This window comes from Compostibacter hankyongensis, from assembly GCF_039541075.1.
GTDB classification, from domain to species: Bacteria; Bacteroidota; Bacteroidia; order Chitinophagales; family Chitinophagaceae; genus Compostibacter; species Compostibacter hankyongensis.
This window is the reverse complement of sequence record NZ_BAABFN010000007.1, coordinates 59,018-79,308: the sequence shown is the minus strand read 5'-3', so window position 1 is coordinate 79,308 and position 20,291 is coordinate 59,018. Positions and strand designations below refer to the sequence as shown.

Annotated in this window: 20 protein-coding genes and 1 tRNA gene; 6 read left to right on the top strand and 15 right to left on the bottom strand. The window is 50.4% G+C overall.

Annotated elements, in window-relative coordinates; translation table 11 throughout:
• Both der and era read right to left on the bottom strand, forming a co-directional pair.
• Nucleotides 1–1,314, bottom strand: coding sequence for a ribosome biogenesis GTPase Der (gene der / locus ABD851_RS13790; RefSeq protein WP_344980255.1), 1,314 nt, complete (start codon nt 1,312–1,314; stop codon nt 1–3).
• Between the two features lie 112 nt (nt 1,315–1,426).
• Nucleotides 1,427–2,293: a GTPase Era gene (gene era / locus ABD851_RS13785; RefSeq protein WP_344980253.1), complete on the bottom strand. Its 867-nt coding sequence runs from the start codon at nt 2,291–2,293 to the stop codon at nt 1,427–1,429.
• Nucleotides 2,294–2,395: 102 nt separating this feature from the next.
• Between era and ABD851_RS13780 the strand changes: the two genes are divergently transcribed.
• Nucleotides 2,396–2,467, top strand: a tRNA-Met gene (locus ABD851_RS13780).
• 278 nt (nt 2,468–2,745) lie between these two features.
• On the top strand, nt 2,746–3,324 hold the full coding sequence (locus ABD851_RS13775) for a hypothetical protein (RefSeq protein WP_344980251.1): 579 nt from the start codon (nt 2,746–2,748) through the stop codon (nt 3,322–3,324).
• 162 nt (nt 3,325–3,486) lie between these two features.
• Here the strand turns inward: ABD851_RS13775 and ABD851_RS13770 are convergent, their stop codons facing one another.
• Nucleotides 3,487–4,416, bottom strand: a complete 930-nt coding sequence (locus ABD851_RS13770) for a nucleotidyl transferase AbiEii/AbiGii toxin family protein (RefSeq protein WP_344980249.1) — start codon at nt 4,414–4,416, stop codon at nt 3,487–3,489.
• The gene (locus ABD851_RS13765; protein ID WP_344980247.1) at nt 4,397–4,813 is read right to left on the bottom strand and encodes a DUF6088 family protein; all 417 of its coding nucleotides are present in this window, start codon (nt 4,811–4,813) and stop codon (nt 4,397–4,399) included. The genes ABD851_RS13770 and ABD851_RS13765 overlap by 20 nt, the downstream gene beginning before the upstream one ends.
• Before the next feature lie 692 nt (nt 4,814–5,505).
• Here ABD851_RS13765 and ABD851_RS13760 point away from each other — a divergent pair.
• Complete coding sequence (locus tag ABD851_RS13760; RefSeq protein ID WP_344980245.1) at nt 5,506–5,934, top strand: hypothetical protein; 429 nt, start codon at nt 5,506–5,508, stop codon at nt 5,932–5,934.
• Nucleotides 5,935–5,964: 30 nt separating this feature from the next.
• On the top strand, nt 5,965–6,309 hold the full coding sequence (locus tag ABD851_RS13755; RefSeq protein ID WP_344980243.1) for a carboxymuconolactone decarboxylase family protein: 345 nt from the start codon (nt 5,965–5,967) through the stop codon (nt 6,307–6,309).
• A 74-nt stretch (nt 6,310–6,383) separates the two neighbouring features.
• Here ABD851_RS13755 and ABD851_RS13750 read toward each other — a convergent pair whose 3' ends face one another.
• From ABD851_RS13750 to ABD851_RS18045, 10 genes are all read right to left on the bottom strand, one after another.
• The gene (locus tag ABD851_RS13750) at nt 6,384–6,767 is read right to left on the bottom strand and encodes a helix-turn-helix domain-containing protein (RefSeq protein ID WP_344980240.1); all 384 of its coding nucleotides are present in this window, start codon (nt 6,765–6,767) and stop codon (nt 6,384–6,386) included.
• A 17-nt stretch (nt 6,768–6,784) separates the two neighbouring features.
• Complete coding sequence (locus tag ABD851_RS13745) at nt 6,785–7,210, bottom strand: type II toxin-antitoxin system HigB family toxin (protein ID WP_344980238.1); 426 nt, start codon at nt 7,208–7,210, stop codon at nt 6,785–6,787.
• Nucleotides 7,211–7,242: 32 nt separating this feature from the next.
• Nucleotides 7,243–8,361, bottom strand: coding sequence for an ABC transporter permease (locus tag ABD851_RS13740; RefSeq protein WP_344980236.1), 1,119 nt, complete (start codon nt 8,359–8,361; stop codon nt 7,243–7,245).
• Complete coding sequence (locus tag ABD851_RS13735) at nt 8,358–9,464, bottom strand: ABC transporter permease (protein ID WP_344980234.1); 1,107 nt, start codon at nt 9,462–9,464, stop codon at nt 8,358–8,360. Before ABD851_RS13735 ends, ABD851_RS13740 begins: the two co-directional genes overlap by 4 nt.
• 144 nt (nt 9,465–9,608) lie before the next feature.
• On the bottom strand, nt 9,609–10,349 hold the full coding sequence (locus ABD851_RS13730) for an ABC transporter ATP-binding protein (protein ID WP_344980232.1): 741 nt from the start codon (nt 10,347–10,349) through the stop codon (nt 9,609–9,611).
• A 19-nt stretch (nt 10,350–10,368) separates the two neighbouring features.
• Nucleotides 10,369–11,316 (bottom strand): ABC transporter ATP-binding protein, encoded by a 948-nt coding sequence (locus ABD851_RS13725; protein ID WP_344980230.1) that lies wholly within the window; start codon nt 11,314–11,316, stop codon nt 10,369–10,371.
• Nucleotides 11,317–11,355: 39 nt separating this feature from the next.
• Nucleotides 11,356–12,321 (bottom strand): HlyD family secretion protein, encoded by a 966-nt coding sequence (locus ABD851_RS13720; RefSeq protein WP_344980228.1) that lies wholly within the window; start codon nt 12,319–12,321, stop codon nt 11,356–11,358.
• A gap of 14 nt (nt 12,322–12,335) precedes the next feature.
• A complete protein-coding gene (locus tag ABD851_RS13715; RefSeq protein WP_344980226.1) occupies nt 12,336–13,628 on the bottom strand; it encodes a TolC family protein in 1,293 nt (430 codons plus the stop codon).
• A 37-nt stretch (nt 13,629–13,665) separates the two neighbouring features.
• On the bottom strand, nt 13,666–14,280 hold the full coding sequence (locus tag ABD851_RS13710; RefSeq protein ID WP_344980224.1) for a TetR/AcrR family transcriptional regulator: 615 nt from the start codon (nt 14,278–14,280) through the stop codon (nt 13,666–13,668).
• A gap of 43 nt (nt 14,281–14,323) precedes the next feature.
• Nucleotides 14,324–14,554, bottom strand: coding sequence for a hypothetical protein (locus ABD851_RS18045; protein WP_425549954.1), 231 nt, complete (start codon nt 14,552–14,554; stop codon nt 14,324–14,326).
• Nucleotides 14,555–14,666: 112 nt separating this feature from the next.
• Here ABD851_RS18045 and ABD851_RS13705 point away from each other — a divergent pair, with 112 nt between their 5' ends.
• On the top strand, nt 14,667–15,776 hold the full coding sequence (locus ABD851_RS13705; RefSeq protein ID WP_344980222.1) for an acyl-CoA dehydrogenase family protein: 1,110 nt from the start codon (nt 14,667–14,669) through the stop codon (nt 15,774–15,776).
• A 310-nt stretch (nt 15,777–16,086) separates the two neighbouring features.
• On the opposite strand, the gene ABD851_RS13700 is transcribed toward ABD851_RS13705, so the two are convergent.
• The gene (locus ABD851_RS13700; protein WP_344980220.1) at nt 16,087–16,800 is read right to left on the bottom strand and encodes a FadR/GntR family transcriptional regulator; all 714 of its coding nucleotides are present in this window, start codon (nt 16,798–16,800) and stop codon (nt 16,087–16,089) included.
• A gap of 287 nt (nt 16,801–17,087) precedes the next feature.
• On the opposite strand from ABD851_RS13700, the gene ABD851_RS13695 reads away from it, so the two are divergent.
• Nucleotides 17,088–20,291 carry a SusC/RagA family TonB-linked outer membrane protein gene (locus ABD851_RS13695; protein ID WP_344980218.1) on the top strand — a complete coding sequence of 1,068 codons (3,204 nt, stop codon included), beginning with the start codon at nt 17,088–17,090 and terminating at the stop codon, nt 20,289–20,291.

Here is a 20,291-nt window from a genome sequence, read left to right as displayed (position 1 = left end):
TTATTTTTTCCTGAAAAATATTTTCAGCGGCACCCCTTTAAAGTCGAATTGGGCGCGAAGCTGGTTTTCCAGATAATTACGGTAGGGCTGCTTCACCTCGTCGGGATAATTGCAGAAAAAGGCAAAGGCCGGCGTTTTTGTCGGCAGCTGCGTCACATACTTGATCCGGATGAGGTTCCCCCGTACCACCGGAGGATTATAGCTGGCAATGGCTTTGAGCATTACTTCGTTCAGACGCGAGGTGGGAATACGCCGGCTGCGGTGCTCATATACGTCGAGCGCCGTTTCCACGGCCTTGTGTATACGTGTTTTTTCCTTGGCCGAGATAAAGATGACGGGCACATCGGTAAAGGGGGCTATCCTTTGCTGCAGCTCCTTTTCATAATCCCGCGCCGTATAGGTGCTTTTTTCCACCAGATCCCACTTGTTGACCAGGATCACGATGCCCTTCCCCTTCCGGGACGCGAGCGAAAAGATATTTACGTCCTGGGCGGTGATCCCCTTTTCGGCGTCGAGTAGCAGGAGGCAGACATCCGCCTCGTCCATAGCCTTGATGGCGCGGATCACGGAGTAAAATTCAAGATCGTCCTTTTCCTTGTTTTTCTTCCGGATGCCGGCGGTATCGATAAGGATAAACTCTTTCTGGAAAAGCTTGTAGTGCGTATGGATGGTATCGCGCGTGGTGCCGGCGATATCGCTGACGATAGTCCGGTCCTGCCCGGTCAGCGCATTCAGCAGGGAAGATTTCCCCACATTCGGCTGGCCGATGATGGCAAAGCGTGGCAGCTGCTGTTCTGCGACAGCTTCGGCGGAGACCTCTTCGGGAATACCTGCGGCGATGGCATCGAGCAGCTCCCCGGTACCGCTGCCGCTGATGCTGCTGATAAAGAAGATATTTTCAAATCCCATCACATAAAACTCCGAGGCGTCGAGCAGGCGGGCATTATTATCCACCTTGTTGACGGTGAGGAACACCGGCTTATCCGTTCTCCGCAGCAGGTCGGCCATGGAAGTATCCAGATCGGTGATCCCGGTGGCCGCATCGGCCATAAAGACCAGGGCATCCGCCTCGTCCATCGCGATGCGCACCTGTTTCCGGATCTCGGTCTCAAAGATATCGTCTGAGTCCGGCACAAAGCCGCCGGTGTCGATCACGTTGAAGACTTTCCCATTCCAGTCCGTTACCCCGTACTGCCGGTCCCGCGTGACCCCGCTGGTATCGTCCACGATGGCCTTGCGCTGTTCGAGCAGGCGGTTGAACAGTGTTGATTTGCCCACATTCGGGCGGCCCACAATAGCAACTGTATATCCCATGTTCTTGTTACCCGGTTAATATTCTGCTGCAATGCTTAAAGATGCTTGTCTTTATCCAAAGCTCAGCCATTGCTTCATCATCAAATCATCGAATCACCAAATCATCAAATCGTCAGTACCCGTATTCCTTTAAAAAGATCTCGTTGTCCCGCCATTTGCCGCGCACCTTCACGTGCAGCTCCAGGAATACTTTTCTGCCGATGAACTGCTCGATATCCTGCCGGGCCCTCGTCCCCAGCTCCCGGAGCATTTTTCCTTTCTCGCCGAGGATGATCCCTTTCTGGGTTTCCCGCTGCACCACGATGTCGGCCGTGATCTTGGTGAGGGTATTTTTTTCCTCAAACTGCCCGACTACCACGGCGGTATGATAAGGCAGCTCCTCGCGGTAGAGCTGATATATCTTTTCGCGGATCAGCTCGGCGACGAAAAACCGCATCGGCCGGTCCGTCAGCGTATCTTCCGGATAATAGGCCGGGGATTCGGGAATATGACGGAGGATAGCTTCCAGCAGCCGGTCCAGGTTTTGCTGTTTGAGCGCGCTGATGGCAACCGTCTCACTCACAGCGGTATCCTTAAAAAGTTCGCCGATCTCCTTCAGCTTTTCCTCCCCGGCGCGGTCCGTCTTGTTGACAGCCAACACCACCGGAATATCCCTCGGCACACGGTCCAGCAGCTCCCGCTGCGGCGCGGGCTCAAAAGCGGCATCCAGCAAGAGCACCACCACATCCGCATCCTCCATGGCCCCCTTTACGGTCGCCATCATTTTCTCATGGAGGCGGTACCGCGGCTCCACAACGCCCGGCGTGTCGGAGAAGACAAGCTGGTAATCCGGGGTAGTCAGGATACCGAGTATCCGGTGGCGCGTGGTCTGCACCTTGGGGGATACGATGGCCAGCTTCTCTCCTACCAGCGCGTTCAGCAGGGTGCTTTTGCCCGCGTTGGGCAAACCGAAAAGATGAACAAACCCGGCTTTGTGCATGTCAGGCGGCGGTTAGGCATTAAAACGAACCACAAAGTTACCGGTTTTTTTTCAGCTGTTGTTTGGAAGATCACGATTAGTTCAGTATCTTTGCACTCTCATTGCGAGGTAGAGCAGAGGTAGCTCGTCGGGCTCATAACCCGAAGGTCGTTGGTTCGAATCCAGCCCTCGCTACAAAAAAGAAGGCCCCGGCGAATGCCGGGGTTTTTTATTTTGCAGCAACTGCCGGACTGGTCCGGGCAGGGGCGGAAAAATAAAAAACCGATCTGCGCAGCAGACCGGGGGCCGAAAGATTTGTAAGCTCCCTCCTTTGGATCACCGCAGGTAATCCAGCCCTCGCTACAAAAAAAATGAGAGATTGGGATTCGGGTCGGCGCGGATACAGGAGTGTCAGCGGATGAATTCTTTATTTTGATGGAATGAATAAATTTTTCTCATTTAAAATCGGCACTATGAATATGGATGACAATACCTTACCAGTTTATATCTCTAATCCGGAGCTTTTTAGAACTTATCTCTTACATAACTCCACAGAGGAAATTCTGTTAATAAAAGGACTAACCTTTGCTGATCATATATTAAAATTAGAAATACAGCAAACAGTTATTATTAAGCATATCGTAAAAGCAAGTGCAGAGTTTAGGAAATGCGCAGAAGTAACCATTTTGGCAGGCCTAAGGCGAAAGATCAAAAGATTTATCCATTCTTCGCTGGCAGGGGCCATTAAAGAGATATCAATATTTCCACAAGCAGGTACTCCATTGTTTGAGGTCAATCCTCAGCTATTTGAGAAATATGTGCTGGAGAGTTTTTCAACTCGTTCAGGCAATAGAAGCATATCCGGTATTACAAATGCAGATAAATTACGAAAAATTAGTATTATTACAAATTTTGTTGCTGAAGAAATTACAAAATTAAGCGCGAGAACTTTTAATCGCAGTCCATTGGCAGTACGTTACGAAATGCATGAAACTGCTGAAAATATAGTGTCCGCATACAAGCGCTTACTAAATACAGGGAATACAAATTGAATCTGCCTCTCTCAAAACTCTTGATATGGGCATGAGGCGCATGATAGTCCGTCTCAAGGGGCAAGGGAAAAAGTAGCCATTTTTTTGGAAAGGTTACAATTGTATTTCTATTTTACAAAAAAGATGAATTTTAGTTATTTTTAATGAAAAATGATTATCTTATCATTGAAGGATGTAATGAATTAATTTTTGAAGCGCTTCTACGGCTTCCGGAAAAGAGGCTATTGAAGCATTGGGAGCATAAGACATACCTTTTACAAAACGATCATACTCTTCTGGATACTCCTTATCCTCATGAAGAATATTTAACACAATTTCAAATTTTTCTTTAACGGATCGTCCTTTTGTTTTTTTAGCACGGGCCTCGTCTTTAGTCATAACTTCTATAGCTAACCGCCTGAATTCAGCATGTCTGATGGCAAGTTCACTTAGGATAGACAAATCGTGGATGTGTCTGACAATGTCCGGGTCATCGTTTTGTTGACCTCGTTCTCTTTCCGCAATCCGCCATGTAATGGCACTCAGCTTATCAATTGCACTTTCTACCGGATCTGTACAGCCAACTATTTCTATCTCGGGTGTATTGCCGGATAATTCATTAATGAAGGAAGATACCGGCAAAGAAACGACTGGTAATAACGAATTAGCTACTGTAAATTCAATTAAAAGATGAGGGCGTAAAACATCAGAACGTGTAAATAAAGTAGGATAATAGAACTCTATGGAAAAAAATTGATTGCCGTTTCTTGCAAAAATCTTGTCTTTGTCAATCGGAAATTCGGTTTTTAAATAAGCGACCACCTCATTTTTGAAGACAGATAAAATACGGCTCTGTCTGCTTTTGCTTTCTGTTGCCAGATTAGGAGGAACTATAACCCTGAAATCAATATCCTCTGAGAAACGTTGAATAAGCTTATGTGCTTTGGAAAGCGCAGTTCCCCCTGTAAAAACAATCTGAAAATCCTCAAAATGATATTCAATAATCTTTCTGAGAACCTGTGTTACATACCAGTCTTTTTCAACAAAGGCGGACTGAATTCCTTTTTGTAATGCAACTTCTTCGATAAGATCCTTATCGGGGAACAAGTTCATAATAAATAGTGACCTCCTTAAAACCGATTTTGCGGCTGATACGTTTTTTGACACCAATCAGCCTTCCTGTCGGCACCTGGTTAGAACGCCCTGCCTGATAATCAAGTTCTGCCCGTGTAGGTCCTACTTTAACGCCAAGTCGTTTTAATGCATCTTTTGCTAAAGAAGGGAGGGGAGCCGCTGGTAGTCTAACGCCAGTTAATGTGGATACTTTGGTCTTTGCATAGAGGCCATAGCCAATCTTAATCAGCATACCCTTCCGGGTCAGTTGCAGCAAAACCCTTCCCACTTGATCGTACCCCCCCAAATCCACAAAATCTTCCCGCAGAAATATATTAGACTTACTTCTGGAAATTCGTGCAAGAATCTTGCTTTCTAATGTGGAAGACTTTTTCACTGATTATTAGATACTTATGATACAAACATACGACAATTCTATTGTGCAAAAATACGACATTTTATTGACTTATCCAACTGCGAATCAAGTATAGGGGACAGGGAAAAGAACTTTTTAGCTTTACTCCAGTCTACAAAAAGAAGGCTCCGGCGAATGCCGGGGCCGAAAGATTTGTAAGCTCCCTCCTTTGGATCACCGCAGGTAATCCAGCCTATATAGTCTCCCCTACTAAAGTTTCTCAGGCAAAGCTTATACTAATCATTCTTTTGAAAAAGAGGATGTGACGTTAACACTAAAATAAAAACCATTTCCCACCTATATAAAAAACAATAGTTGTAAATATAGTTTCAATTCAATACATTTATTTTTGAAATGAGATTTTCATAATAAGAAAATTGGTATAGAACAACCCGCTTAAACCGTCAACTATGCAATCCTCTCCCACCCCATTGGCCAGCATCTTCTTCCTGCTACTTTGGATCATTCTGGTAATCATCGTAGCGAGATATGGCCGAAAGAGAAATCTCGGCTTTTGGTGGACCTTGGTTATTTCTTTAGTATTAAGTCCTATCCTGGGGTTTATTATCGCTGCGGCCACAGGGAAAAGACAGTAAATAATAATATTGAATAACGAAAAGCCTTTATTCCGATCCTGAAGAAGGCTTTATTTCACTTCTTTTTTACTCAAACAAATGAATATTCGATTTTTATTCATCTTCACATTGTTTTTATCCACTTTCTTTGCCTGTAAAAAAGATAAAGATCGTTCCACTCCCAATATATTGACTGCCAAAGTATGGAAGAAGGGGATAGTCGATAAAAATCCGTCCACCAATCCGCCGGGAAAAATCCTGTACCAAGCCGTTCCGGATTGTGAAAAGGATGACAGCTATAGATTCAAATCAAATGGAAAACTCGTTATAAACAGGAAGGCCAACCAGTGCGAGCCGAATGAACAACCAACGGAAACGCAAACATATACCTGCGATATAACAGTAAAGGTGTTGACCATAAACGGGGTCCAATTTTCTTTAGCCGAAGCATCAAAAGAGCAGATAAAATACTATGCCCCATTGCCAGGAGGAAGCGGATCCAGTTATATCGTATATTTGTTGCAATAGCATCCATCTTTTCATCCTTCATCTGCTCATATGTCCGAATATCAAACCCCGAAAGACCGCGCATACACCGACAAGCTGATCAATGCTGCCCCCAAAGAGGCGGCGGCCTTCCTCAACCTCAAATACACGGCGGAACGGAGCGATGGCGTCATTCCTGTAAAGTACCGGGAGCTGATGTCCGTGGCCGTCGCACTGACGACGCAGTGCGCATACTGCATCGAAGCGCATATTAAAAATGCGGTTCAGGCAGGAGCTACCCGCGAGGAGATTGCCGAAACGGTATTTATAGCCGCTGCCCTTCGCGCCGGCGGTGCAGTGGGAAACGGCCTTATGGCGATGCGCCTTTTTGAAAAGGCAAGCACGAAAAACAGCTGAACATCCGCTTTGTCTGAGACAGATAATAAAAAAGCCGGAACTTTCGGCCCCGGCTCATATGTTTCAACAATAAATCAGGGATGCAATGCATATTCTTCAATCAGCTCATCAGCAGGAATACGCAATTCCTTACTAAAAATCCTGATCATATTGAGGGAAAGCGGCTGCTTGTATCTTAACACCTTGCTGATCGTTCCCTTATCTCCATAAAATCTGGCAAGATCGACAGGCTTATACCCGAACTCCTCCATCCGGGTTATAATCAGCTGGATAGGATCTACTTCCGGCACTTCCCACTTCTTCTCTTCATACTCAGATATCAATTTGGCCAGAAGGAGCTTTTCCTTATGATCTTTAGTGCCTTTTTTGGCATACTTCACCTCCTCGTACCGCTGCATGGCCTTTCGGTACTCCCGCTCCGTTTCGATTAAGAACCACTGATGATGGCTATTCAACATATGGGCATCCTCATTTTTTATATGACCGTTGGATCTATTTTATTATACGCATCATGCGTACCAATCCAACGCACTTCAACAATCTGATCTGCATAATCTATTTCACAGACCATTCTATATCTTTTACCAGAAATCTCAAACCGGGCTCTTTTATACTTCAATATTTTTGCTTTTGGAAAATCTCTTAAAACATGGCTCCGGTTGCGCCATTCTGCATCTGATGTAATTTTCCTCCAGGTTGAAATACTACTCCCGGCATCGCGATGCCTTTTCCAAAAATCGTTAAGCTTTTTTAAGCCTACAATCTGCATTATTCTGCTTTCTAATTTTAATGTATTTCCCCATAGTTCATTTTTTCTTTTATTAAGAAGTCTTTTATCATTGCAAATATACCTAAAAGTTGGCAAATTAACAACTTTTATTTTTAGACGCTCTTTTCCCAACAGAGATCAGAAATCCAATCCGGCTGATGATCTTAGGACGTCTTCTTATAATTCCAGATCGCCCAGGCATTCAGCACAACGGCAAAAGCGGCGATATACCCCAGCTCGGGAGCCAGGTCCGCCAGGCCGCTCCCCTTCAGCACGATCATCCGCACCACTTTTATAAAATGGGTTACCGGAGTAAGGTTGGCGATTACCCTTGCCCAGCCGGGCATGCTCTCCACCGAAGTGAACAGACCGCTCATCAGCGTAAAGATCATCATAAAGAAGAAAGCCATGAACATAGACTGTACCTGATTGTCGCAAAAGGTGGAGATCAGCAGGCCAAAGCCCAGCAGGGCCACCAGATAAACGGCGGCAAAGAGATACAGTAAAGCCATGTTGCCCTCCGGAAAAATGCCGTATACTCCCCAGCAGACCAGCAGTCCGAGGGTAAACACCACCATCCCGATCACCCAGAAAGGGATCAGCTTGCCCAGGATGAACTCCCATTTTTTTATGGGGGTGACGTTGATCTGCTCAATCGTGCCCACCTCCTTCTCTCTTACGATGTTCAGCGCCGCCATAAAGCCGCCGATCAGGGTAAGCAGCAGCACCAGGATACCGGGCACGATATAATATTTGTATTCCGCCAGGGGATTGAACCAGTTGCTGTAGGTAATATCGATCTGCCCGGCAGGAGGAGCGACCGTTCTGCTGATAATATTCAGCTCCATACCGGCATTAAAATCCTGGATAAGCTTATTCAAATAGCCGCCGCCGATGGATGCCTTGGTACCGTTGATCGCATCCACAGCAATACCGATCTTCTGCGCGCCCTCCCGGACCAGGTTCCGCTCAAAGCCCGAGGGTATCTCCAGTACCAGGTCGGCCTCCCCTGTTTCTATCCGCTGCAGCGCCTCCGGATAAGACGGGTCCGCCCCCACGATCCTGAAATAACCCGAGGCCCCGATCTTGGATACCAGCTTTTGAGAAAGCGGGCTGTGATCATGGTCCACCAGCGCAATGTTGACGTTTTTGACATCAAAGTTCATGGCCAGCGGCAGGACGATAAGCTGGATGATGGGCACGGCAAACATCATGACCAGGATAGTCCTGTCCCGGAAGATCTGCCGGAATTCTTTTTGCAACAGAAAGCGCAGCACATTCATTGCAGCCGGATTTTAAAGTTCTTTAAGGCAATTCCCAGCAATATCACCGTCATCCCTACCAGCACCAACGTTTCTTTCCATACATAGGCAAAACCCAGTCCTTTCAGCATCACCGCTTTGATAATGATAAAATACCACCTTGCGGGTACGACATGGGAAATCACCCGGAATATCCAGGGCATGTTCTCCAGGGGAAACATGAAACCGGTAAAGATCAGGGTCGGGATCATCATGCCCATCATAGACAACAGCAGGGCGGTCTGCTGGGAACTCGTGGTATTGGATATCAGCAACCCGAATGAAAGACAGGTGATGATAAACAACGTGCTTTCAAAGAACAGCAGCAGCAAGCTGCCCCTGATCTCCACATGCAGGGCAAATACCGCCAGCAGCAGGATCAGGGTGAAGTTGGCCAGGGACAGCACGAGGTAAGGCACCGCCTTGGATATCAGGACCATCACGGGTTTAAAGGGAGATACCAGCAGCACCTCCATCGTTCCCAGCTCTTTTTCCTTGACGATGGAAACCGAGGTAAGGGCCGTGCAAACGATCATCAGGATAAGCGCCATCACACCGGGGATAAAATTCAGGGATCCGTTTTGCTCCTCGTTGTACAGCATCCGGGTCTCGGGGATGATGCGGTAGGGCAGACCGGCGACAGGCGACAGCTCCTGCTGGTAAGCGGTGATGATTGCCGTCAGGTAGCTGACGATGGTCTTCGCCGTATTGGGGTCGGAACCGTCGGTGATGATCTGCACCTGGGCCTTTCCTTTGTGCAGCAGGTCGCTCCCGAAACCTGCCGGAAAGACCAGCGCACATTTTACCGCATTTTTTTTGAAAGCGCTTTCTACGGCCTTATAGTTAAGCGGAGACTCCTCCACGGTAAAATACGAAGAGGCCTTGATCTTGCTGATCAGCTGCTCCGTCTGTACATCCCGCGCGTTATCCGATATGATGATATGGGCATTTTTCACCTCGCTCGTCATCGCAAAACCAAACAGCAGGATGTCTACCACCGGCAGGCCGAACATGATCAGCAGCGTCCGCCGGTCCCGGAAGACATGATAAAATTCCTTTCTGATAAAAACGAGTAGCTGTTTCATCTGTTAATATCCGTTTTTTTAACGGTCGGACGACACCGAAGGTGCATCGAGCCCTATGACTATTATTATGAACGAGATAAACCTCGCATACTAACCTCCCGCTCTGCGATAAATATGATCAAGCTCGATTTCATATCCGTTCTTTTACTCAGCACGCTTTGCCCCTCGGGCCAGCTGGTAGAAAACCTCATCCATGTCCGCCGCGGAAAACTGTTTTTTCAGGTTGGTCGGCGTATCCAGCGCGGCCATCTTTCCATCCACCATCACGGATATACGATTACAGTATTCGGCTTCATCCATGTAGTGGGTGGTCACGAAGATGGTGATACCCGAAGCCGCCGCTTCGTAGATCATGTCCCAGAACTGGCGGCGGGTGACGGGGTCCACGCCCCCGGTCGGCTCATCGAGAAAAACGATCCGGGGATGGTGAAATATCGCCACGGAGAAAGCCAGCTTCTGCTTCCAGCCCAGCGGCAGCTCCCCGACCATCTTTCCCGCTTCCCGCTGCAGGCCGAGGGTCTCCACCAGGCTGCGGCTCCTTTCTTTTATTTCCCTGCGGGGCACACCGTAGATACCTCCGAAAAAAGTGATGTTCTCCAGTACGGTAAGATTTTCATATAAAGAAAACTTCTGGCTCATATAGCCGATGCTTCTCTTGATGGATTCCTGCTGCCGGTATACGTTAAAGCCGGCTACCGTAGCTTCTCCGGATGTGGGATAAGAAAGACCGCAAAGCATCCGGATGGCCGTTGTCTTCCCTGCCCCGTTGGCGCCGAGGAAACCAAATATCTCCCCCTTATCCACCTCAAACGAGATCTTGTTTACCGCATAAAAATCGCCAAAGCGCTTGGTCAGGTCCTTACAGATGATCGCTTGCTCTGCCATGGTCGGCTTTTAAAAATGATTAAGATACTTTTTCCTGTATCTCCGGATGTTCATTCGTCAGCCGGATAAAACTGTCTTCTATGCCGGGAGCGGTCTTTTCCGCCACCACATCGGTATGACCCTTTTTTGCCACATAGTCCTTCAGGCGGCCGGCAGCATCCGGCCGGTCATCCCGGAAGGTCACATGCAGGAACTCCCCGAAGGTGTAGCAGCTCTCCACTTCCTCCATCTGCCGGACATCCTGCAGCAGCCGGTAGATATCGGCGGAGCGGACCGCATAGAGCGTCTTCGGAAAAGCATCAATGATCTGCTGCGGGGTATCCACCGACAGGATGCGGCCTTTCTGGATCAGCGCGATCCGCTCGCAACGGTTGGCCTCATCCATATACGGTGTGGAGACCAATATGGTGATCCCCTGCTGCTTCAGCCTTTTCAGCATATCCCAGAACTCCTTCCGCGAAACCACATCCACCCCCGTAGTGGGTTCGTCCAGCAGCAGCACCCGGGGTTTGTGGATCAGGGCGCAGCAAAGGGCCAGCTTCTGCTTCATGCCTCCCGAAAGCTTACCGGCCCGGCGATGGCCGAATGGCTTGATCTGCTCATAAATATCCTTGATGAGGTCGTAATTGGCCTGTATAGTGGTGCCAAATACGGTGGCAAAGAATTCGAGGTTCTCCTGGATGGTAAGGTCCTGATAAAGGGAAAACCTGCCAGGCATATAGCCGACGCAGTTACGGATAGCGCGGTAGTCCTTTACCACATCATATTCCGCTACGCGGGCAGTTCCCTTATCCGCCAGCAGCAGGGTGGTGAGGATGCGGAAGATGGAGGTCTTGCCGGCCCCGTCGGGTCCGATCAGCCCGAACAGCTCTCCATCCTTTACTTCAAAAGACACGTCATCTACCGCCAGCACCTCTCCTCCGTTATAGGTCTTGACCAGGTTTTCGAGTATTACCGATGATGCCATACTATGCAGTTTTTCGGGCCCGGCCCGCATTTGTCACGATTATTCCGGATGGTGCCAAAGCACTTCTCCATACATCCCGATCTTGAGATAGCCGTCGTTTTTTACCCGCACCTTGATGGCGTATACCAGGTTGGCCCGCTCGCTTTTTGTCTGGATGGTCTTGGGTGTAAATTCCGACTTGGAAGATATCCAGGTGATAATACCGCTATAATTTTTATAGGCTTTTTTCCCCTGGTCGATGCGGACGGTCACGGGCTGACCGGTTTTGATCTGTGTAAGCGCGTCGCCGGTCACATAGGCTTTGAGGCTCAGCGTATCGGTGTCGGCAATTTTATACAACGGCTTCCCGATGGCCGTTACCTCGCCCCGGAGGGCATACTTGGTCAGCACAACGCCGGAGATGGGATTGATGATCTGTCCCCGGTCGATCTGCTCCTGGTACTGCCGGGCCGTTACTTCAAGTGGAGAGCGTTCGCTCAGGATGCCCCGGTTCTGCGTAGCGGTGTTGGACTCTCCCAGCCGGATTTGCTGCCGGGTGGCGTTCATCTCCTTTTGCAGCTGCTCTATGGCGGCATCGATATCATCCAGCTGCTTTTGGGTAGCGGCATCGGCCTTGACCAGATTGGCCGTCCGGCTCCGCTCCCGCTGCTGCTGTTCCAGCCGGGCCTGCTGCACCGCCAGCTGGCGGCGGACCAGCTCTGTCTGCGGGGCGGCATTGCTTGTCTTCTGACGCAGGGCTGTAATGGAAGCTTCCACCTGTTCCTTTCCGAGCCGGGAGAGGGTGACGTCGATCTGACCCACGGCTTCACCGGCCTTCAACCGGTCTCCTTCCTGAATGGGGAACGACAGCAGCTCCCCGTTTTGCTGTGCGGAAACGATCACTTCGTCGGCTTCAAAATTACCCGATGCATCATAATCGTTCTTGTGACTACAGGAAGCCAGCAGGAAGGCCAGGAGCAGCATGGCAGGGAAACCGTACCCCGTTTGTAAATAGGTTTGTTTCATGACAGGATGATTGATCAGTTACCGGTGATGTGTTTGAGTTTGTATTGGGCCTGCAACAGCTGCAGGTTATGCAGGATAAGCGTCTGACGGGCCATATGCTCGGCATTGAGCTGGGCGATATATTCATGGGTGGTGATCACGCCGTTTTCCAGCTGCGCTCGGGCCGACTGTGTAACGGCTGACCGGAGCGCTATGGCTTTTCTGTCTTCGGCGACAAGCGCGCGGTATTTATCGATATCGCCCTCCTCTTGCTCAAGCGAAAGACCGGTATTGAGCAGAAAGGTAGCCTTGTCGGCGGCCAGGTTCTGCCGGTCCACTTCCAGCGAGCGCCTGTTGTTTTTCAGCGAATAGAGACTGCTCAGGTTCCAGCTGAGCCGTGCGCCGGCGATATACCAGGGACCCCAGTTGTTGTCAATGATATTCAGGGTAGGCCGGCCGTATGCACCCTGTACAAAAGCGCTCAGGCGGGGCAGATAGGCGGTGCCCAGCTGCTTTTCCCTTACGTCATAGAGGTTATCCTGAAGCGCAAACCCTTTGAGCTCGGGCCGGCGGATATCACGGGCCGGAGCAGGAGGTTCCGGCTTTACCAGCCTGGTGCTGTCGCCCAGCGCCTGCCCGATCAGGATACCCAGCATTCGCAGATAGGCAGAACGGCCTGTGCGGAGCGTAGTGCCGGTCATATCAGCATTCACGATCTCAGCCTTCAGCTCATTCAGATCGCTGCGAAAAGCGGCGCCGTTGTCAAGCGCAGCAGCGGTCTTGTCTGCAGCGCTTTGCAGATCGGCTTTCCGGATTTCATTCTGCCGGAGCTGCTCTTCCATCAGCAGGATGGAGAAATAAACCTGGTTCACCCGCTCTTTGACCGCGTACAGGGATACCTCCACCTGTTGCTGCCGCATGGCCTGATCGGCGCGGATATAGGCGCGGCGGTTGCTTATCTCGCCTCCGTCGTAAATCGTCTGGCTGATTTCCGCCTGTACTTTGTACTGGTCTTTGCTGATCTCGGGAAAGTGTATGCCGGGCGGCGCTCCTTCACCCAGCACTTCTGAAAAGTCCATCGTCTCGGACTGGTAAGAAGCCTGTCCGCTGATGGACAGCTGCGGAAGGTAAAGCTTTGCCGCATTGGAAAGGGCATAGCCGCTGCTGCGGGCAACCAGTTCCAGCTTCCTGGTCTGCGGGTAATGGGACCTGGCCAGCGCATAACATTCGTCCAGGGTAAGCCGGGTGGATTGCGCATGGATATTCGTCCCCGCGCCCAGTACAACCGCCGCCCATACAAGATTCCGGATGCGTGTGATCTTATTCATTTAATTTAATCATTTGATTAATTCCGGGTCAAAAAAATTATTTCGTCTTCAGCATAGCTTTTACCCATGCGGGTATAAGCTGCTTTCTTTCTTCCATCATCTGCTTAAATTGCCGCGCATCCAGGGCCAGTGCGGCCACAAACACGGGTTGTGCGATAAAGGGAAACAGCACCATCCCGAGGATATTCGCCAGAAAATGCAAAGGGTTTATGTCCGGCCGCGCCTTTTTCAGCTGCGTAACCAGCGAAGAGTTCCGGATGAGCTTTTCCGGATGCACGATGTTCATAAAGCTGGGCACGTTATTCCTGAGCTCGCTCAGTACAAAAATAGGCAGGTCCGGATGCTTTAACAGCATATCAATATAGCTTTCGGCAATGCGGCTGATCTTGGACTCCAGGCTGATAGACGAATCATTGACAATGGGAGCGATCACGCTGAAGAGCTGCTGCACCTTTTCTACCATTACCTGATGAAACAGCTTTTCCTTGCTCCGGAAATAATAGTTGAGCAGGGCCAGGTTAATACCGGCCTCTTCCGCAATATCGCGCGTACGGGTGGCGGCGTATCCTTTGCGGGTAAAAACCTTCCGGGCCGCTTCCTTTATCTTTTCTTCCGTGGAAAGATCGGTATCTGTTTTCTTTTGCCTGGCCATATCATTGCGTTGTGCAGGACAAAGATAAAAACTATTTTCAGAATTAAACAAATTTTTTAATCAAATGATTAAAATAAAATTCATGAGGCTCCTGCGGCCCGCATTTCTTTTCATGATCCGGTAGGCACAGCGGCTTTTTCTCCCTATCTTTGCGATCATATTTCCAAGGGGTGCCTTGACGGGATAGCAGCGGACCGGAAACCGGCCGCTCCTGCCCCGCTGAAAGACAGGCTGAGATCATACCCGTTGAAAGCGCCGTTGACTGTGCTTTCATAAACCTGATCCGGATAATGCCGGCGTAGGGATTAAGCGGATACCGCTGTGAAGCCGGGGCGCTTTGCACTTCTTGGGATAAGCGTAAAGACATCATCGTAAAACCCAGGATCATGCAGACTGTACCACACCCTTCCGCCTTTCTTCAACCTTCTTTTGTAAAAACGCTCCGGCAAACCGCTGCCGCAGCCGAAAAATCAGGAAAGCTGCATCCGCGGCAGCTGGAGCTGATCTATGCGCAGCGGTGGTTTAAACTGTTTGTGCCCCGGGATTACGGAGGCTTGCAGCTGACGCTGCCGGAAGCGCTGCACACCGAGGAAAGCCTGGCCTGGGCCGACGGCAGCGTGGGATGGACGGTTACCCTTTGCAGCGGCGCGTGCTGGTTCGTCGGGTTCCTGCCGCCGGATGTGGCCGTCCGGCTCTTCCACGACCCGGAGGTCTGTCTCGCCGGCAGCGGACGGCCCTCCGGCAGGGCAATCTGTACCGGTAACGGCTATGAGATCACCGGTTCCTGGGATTACGCCACGGGAGCGCCGCATGCTACCGTATTCACGGTCAACTGTGTGCTGGAAAAGGATGGCGCGGTATTAAGGAACGAAGACGGCAGCCCCCTCATACGATCCTTCTGGTTTTTGAAAGATGAGGTGACCCTGACGGAGAACTGGCAGACCACCGGCATGATCGCGACAGCCAGCCACAGCTTTTCTGTAGAACGGCTGCGGGTGCCGTCAGCGCGTTGCTTTCGCATCGATGGCGCCTCAGCTTTTCTTAAGGATCCGCTTTATCAATATCCTTTTCTGCAGTTTGCCGAAGCCACCCTGGTGGTAAACAGCTCCGGCATGGCGGCCCATTTCATGGAGCTGTGTCACGATCAGCTTACCCGGAAGCGGCAAGCGCCGCACAGCAATGCGCCACGCATCCTGCTGGCTGAGCAGCTGCTCGAAAAAAGCCGGAACAGCTGGCAACGGGACCGGCAGTCGTTTTACGCCGCCGTACAGGATTCCTGGGACCGTCTTGTAACGGAAGGCTCCGTTCCCCCAGACGCCCTGAAGGCGGTCAGCAATACCAGCCGGCAGCTGGCAGCCACCGCCAGAAAGCTGGTGGACGAACTATATCCGCATTGCGGGCTCAGCGCCGCCACGGCCGGTACGGAGATCAACCGGGTATGGCGCGATTTCCATACGGCTACCCAGCACAGCCTGCTGACGTATCCGACGGAATAAGGTGAAAGGTCAAAGGTGAAGGGTGAAAGGCATTTAATGATTTGATAATTTGCTTCGTGCATAATGTTTTTTTATTTGTCTCAGTGAAGGCTTCGCCTTTGATGATGTGCTGATTTGATGATAAAGTTAGGTTTCATTCCGGGCAATTAACCGGAAACGCGCAGCATTCATCGAGACCGTTTAAAATCATTACGCGCGAGATAAACCTCAAGCCGGAAACGAGAAACGCGCAGCGTTCAGTGAGACCATTTTAAAGTCTTTATGCGCGAAATAAACCAGAAGCGATAAACCTCAAACTTCAAACCAGTGACTATTGACTAACTCCATCGGGCATACGAAGTTTTTCCGGACCCGAGAACAGTTTTTCCATATCCTCGAATCGGGTATTCAGGTGCAGCCGCATGGCAGAACGGAAAGCATCCGGCGTGCCGTGGGCCAGGATACCGGCCAGCGCTTCATGGGAGATGATCTGTTTGTGCTTCCAGTCTTTGTTTCTCGAATAGGTTACAAACAGGGTATTGAGCAGGTGCTGGAAAGCCCGCAGGGTCTTATTTCCCGATATCTTGTACAATGTGCTGTGAAACTGTATATCCAGGCGGGCCAGCTTTTCGAAGTCGGTTTCTCCGGTGGCATTTTCTTCCTGTATGATCCGCATCAGCTCTTCCAGGTCATTTTCGGTCCTGCGCATAAAAATAAAATCGGCCATGCCGATCTCCAGCATGATCCGCACCTCGAAGAGATCCTTCAGCGACTCAAGGTCCAGCTTGCCGGAACCGATGATCGTCTTTACCCCGTAGAACATGTCGGGCGACTTTAATACCGTGCCCCGTTTCCGCCGGGTTTCCACAAAACCCATGATCCGCAGACGGCTAAGCGCTTCGCGCACCACTACCCTGCTGACCCCCAGCAGGAGGGCAAACTCGTTTTCCCTGGGCAGCGTATCGCCGATCTGATAGCCCTGCTCGGTAATGTACTTCAGTATTTTTTGCTCCACCTGTTCGGTGAGCGTGGAATCGTTCTTCATCCGTCGATCATTGACTTATTTAAAGGCGCTGCCCGTACCTACATCCTACCTGCGGAACAAATATAAGGCTACTTCTCCCGCAGATACTCCTTCCCTCACCGGCAAATATCTCACTTTTTTACAAAAATTCTCTATTATGTATTACAAATAATAAATAAAACACTACTTTTAGCCCCCAAAATAATTATTTTGTCTGTTTTATGTAGTACTTATTAAAAGAACCCGTCAGCCGATCTACAGGACCGGCCGGCGACCGGATTGAAATCCGCATGATAAAAATTTACTTTATGGAAAAAAGAGCTTTACTCCATCGTATGCTGCTCGGCACTGCGCTCCTTCTCCCGGCACTGTCCGTATGCCCGACAGCCTTACCGGGGAAAATCCTGCCGGACCAACTGCAAACCGGTCATACCAGGATCAGCGTAAACGGGACCATAACAGACGAGTCAGGGAACCCCGTCCCCGGCGCCACCGTTGTGGAAAAAGGCACCCAGAACGGGACCGTCAGCGGGGACGACGGCCGCTACCGTATCAACGTGGATGAAAATGCCGTCCTCATATTTAAAGCCATAGGGTGGCAGGAAACGGAAATCAGCGTCAACGGCAGGGAAAAGGTCGATGCGGTTTTAAAAGGCAGCACAACGAAGCTGAATGAGGTTGTCGCCATCGGGTACGGAAAGCAATCCAAACGGACGCTTACCACCGCTGTTTCCAAAATCGACGGTAAAATACTGGAAAACACCCCGATCAACAATGTGGGAGACGGTCTAAAGGGCAGGGTGGCCGGCGCAAGGATATATACCAACAACTTCACCCCCGGCGCCGATCCGGTGATCCGGATACGGGGCGGCTCTTCCATCAATAAAAGCAATAACCCGCTCGTGCTGATAGACGGCGTGGAAGGTAGCCTGGCGGATATCAATCCGAATGACATCGCATCCGTGGATGTACTTAAGGATGCGGCTTCCACGGCCATCTACGGCTCAAGGGCATCAAACGGCGTGGTGCTGGTCACCACCAAAACGGGGAAACAGGACCGGGCGCCAAGGGTAACCTTTCAATCCGATTTCGCCCGCGAAGCCATAGAGACCTCCTATGATTTTATGAACGCAAAAGATTACCTTTCTTATGTAAGGCCCGCCGTTGCGCTCAGCCCCAATCCCAAAAGGAATGATATATCCGGCTTCTCAGCCAGCTCCGGAAACACTTCCAACTCTGCTTTTACCACACATTATCTCAAGCCCGGGGAAGCGGCGCCGCAGGGTTGGAAAACCATGCCCGATCCCCTGGACCCTTCAAAAACCCTGGTATTCCAGGACAACAGCTTCAAAGACGTGATCTACCGTCCGGCATTATGGCAAAACTATTATGTAGGGGTAACCGGAGGAACGGACAAGATCAAGTATGCCGGCAGCGCCGGATATACCGATGACGGCGGCGTAGCCCTGGCCACGGGATGGACCCGCTTCAGCACCCGGGCCAACGTGGAGGTGAATATCTCCAAAAGATTACAGCTGACCTCAAACATGAATTATTCAGAAAGCAAATCTCAGGAGTACGATAATCAGAAAAACATCATCGCCCGGGGATTGGCCTCCGCTCCTACCCAACGTATCTACTGGGACGACGGCCGGCCCGCGCCGGGCTTCAACGCCACCGCTCCCAACCCGGCGTGGTATGCCTATATCACCGATCAAAGCCGCAGGGACCAACAGACCGGCATCCAGGAAATGCTCAGCTGGAACGTCCTGAACGGGTTAACGGTCAAGGTGAACGGCTCTTACTATACCCAGACCATGCAAAGCGATTTCTTCCAGAAAGCAAATGAATTCAGCGGCTCGCGGAAGGCGGAATCGGGATTTTCACAAAACAGGCAGGCAAAGCTGGAGAGCTATTTTACCTATGATAAATACTTCGGCGGCCATTCTTTTAACCTGACCGGAGGCTATTCCTATCTGAACATCGATGATAAAACCCTGTCGGCTGCGGCGCAGGGCGGCAACACCGATAAGATACCAACGTTAAATGCCGCTCCCGATAAAACGGACGCCAGCACCTATATCACAAAGGAGGTCCTTATCGGCTACTTCGGCAGGCTGAGCTACGACTTTAATAAGAAATACCTGCTTTCCCTGTCGTTCAGGGAAGACGGATCCTCCAGGTTCATCAGCGGCAATCAATGGGGCTTCTTCCCCGGCGCATCCGCCGGATGGATCGTTTCCGAAGAGCCCTTTATGAAAAGCCTGCGGGCGCTGAGCTTCCTCAAGCTCAGGGCAAGCTATGGCCTCACCGGCAATAATTCCATCGGGCTGTACGACGCCCAGGGGGAATATTCGGTGGATTACATCTACGACGGCCATGCCGGTATCCGCTCTACCTCCATGCCCAATAACAACCTGACCTGGGAGTCGACCAAGCAGCTGGATCTCGGGGCAGAGATCGGCCTTTTCGACAACCGGTTGAACGCCACTTTTGATTATTATGATAAAAGAACCCAAAACCTCCTGTTCAGCAAGGAACTGCCCAATACTTCCGGATACGCTTCCGTTGAATCCAATGTCGGCAAGGTCAGGTTTTACGGCTTTGATATCGATATCAGCTCGGTCAACATACAGCATCAGCGGTTTTCCTGGAACTCCTCGTTCACCTGGAGCTTTTCAAAGAACAGGGTATTAAAGCTGCCGGATAACGGCAGGACGAAAAACAGGATCGGTGGGATAGCCATGCCGGACGGGAATGACTACGGCGGGATAGCAGAAGGAGAATCCCTGTATCGTTTCTATGGCTATAACGTGGCCTATATCCTGCAAAACCAGGCGCAGGCCGACAAGGCCAATTATGACGAGCTGGCCCGGGGATGGAGCCCTGCAGACCAGAAAAGGGTGCCGGGAAGGAAGCTGCCGGGCGACTACGAATGGGCGGACCGGAACGGAGACGGGATCATCAACTCGCTGGACCAGTTTGAGCTCGGTGTGACCGTACCGGTGTCTACCGGCGGCCTGGACAATAAATTCACCTACAAAAACTGGTCGCTGGACATCTACCTGGACTGGGGACTGGGCCACGCTATTTTTGACGAGGCGTTTATGCGGTATTTCATGAACACCTTTTCCTACAACTATGCACTGGTGGATGATGTAAAACAAACCTGGAAAGGTCCGGACGATCTGAAAGCAAAATATGCCAGGCTGACCGCAAATGATCCGGACGACGGAAACAATAATTTCGGCCGGGCGAGCGACGTGTTTACCTACAAGGGGGATTATTTATGCCTCCGCAATGTTATCTTAAGTTATCAGCTGCCCGCGGGATTCCTTAAAAAATACACGATCAAAGGCGCCAGCCTGTATATCTCGGGAAACACCTTATACTATTTTACCGCCGTAAAAGGGGTTTCTCCTGAAGAAGGTTCCGCCAGCACCTATAACAACAACTATTATAACTATCCTCCTGTCCGCAAATATGCGTTCGGAATAAAAGTCACATTCTGA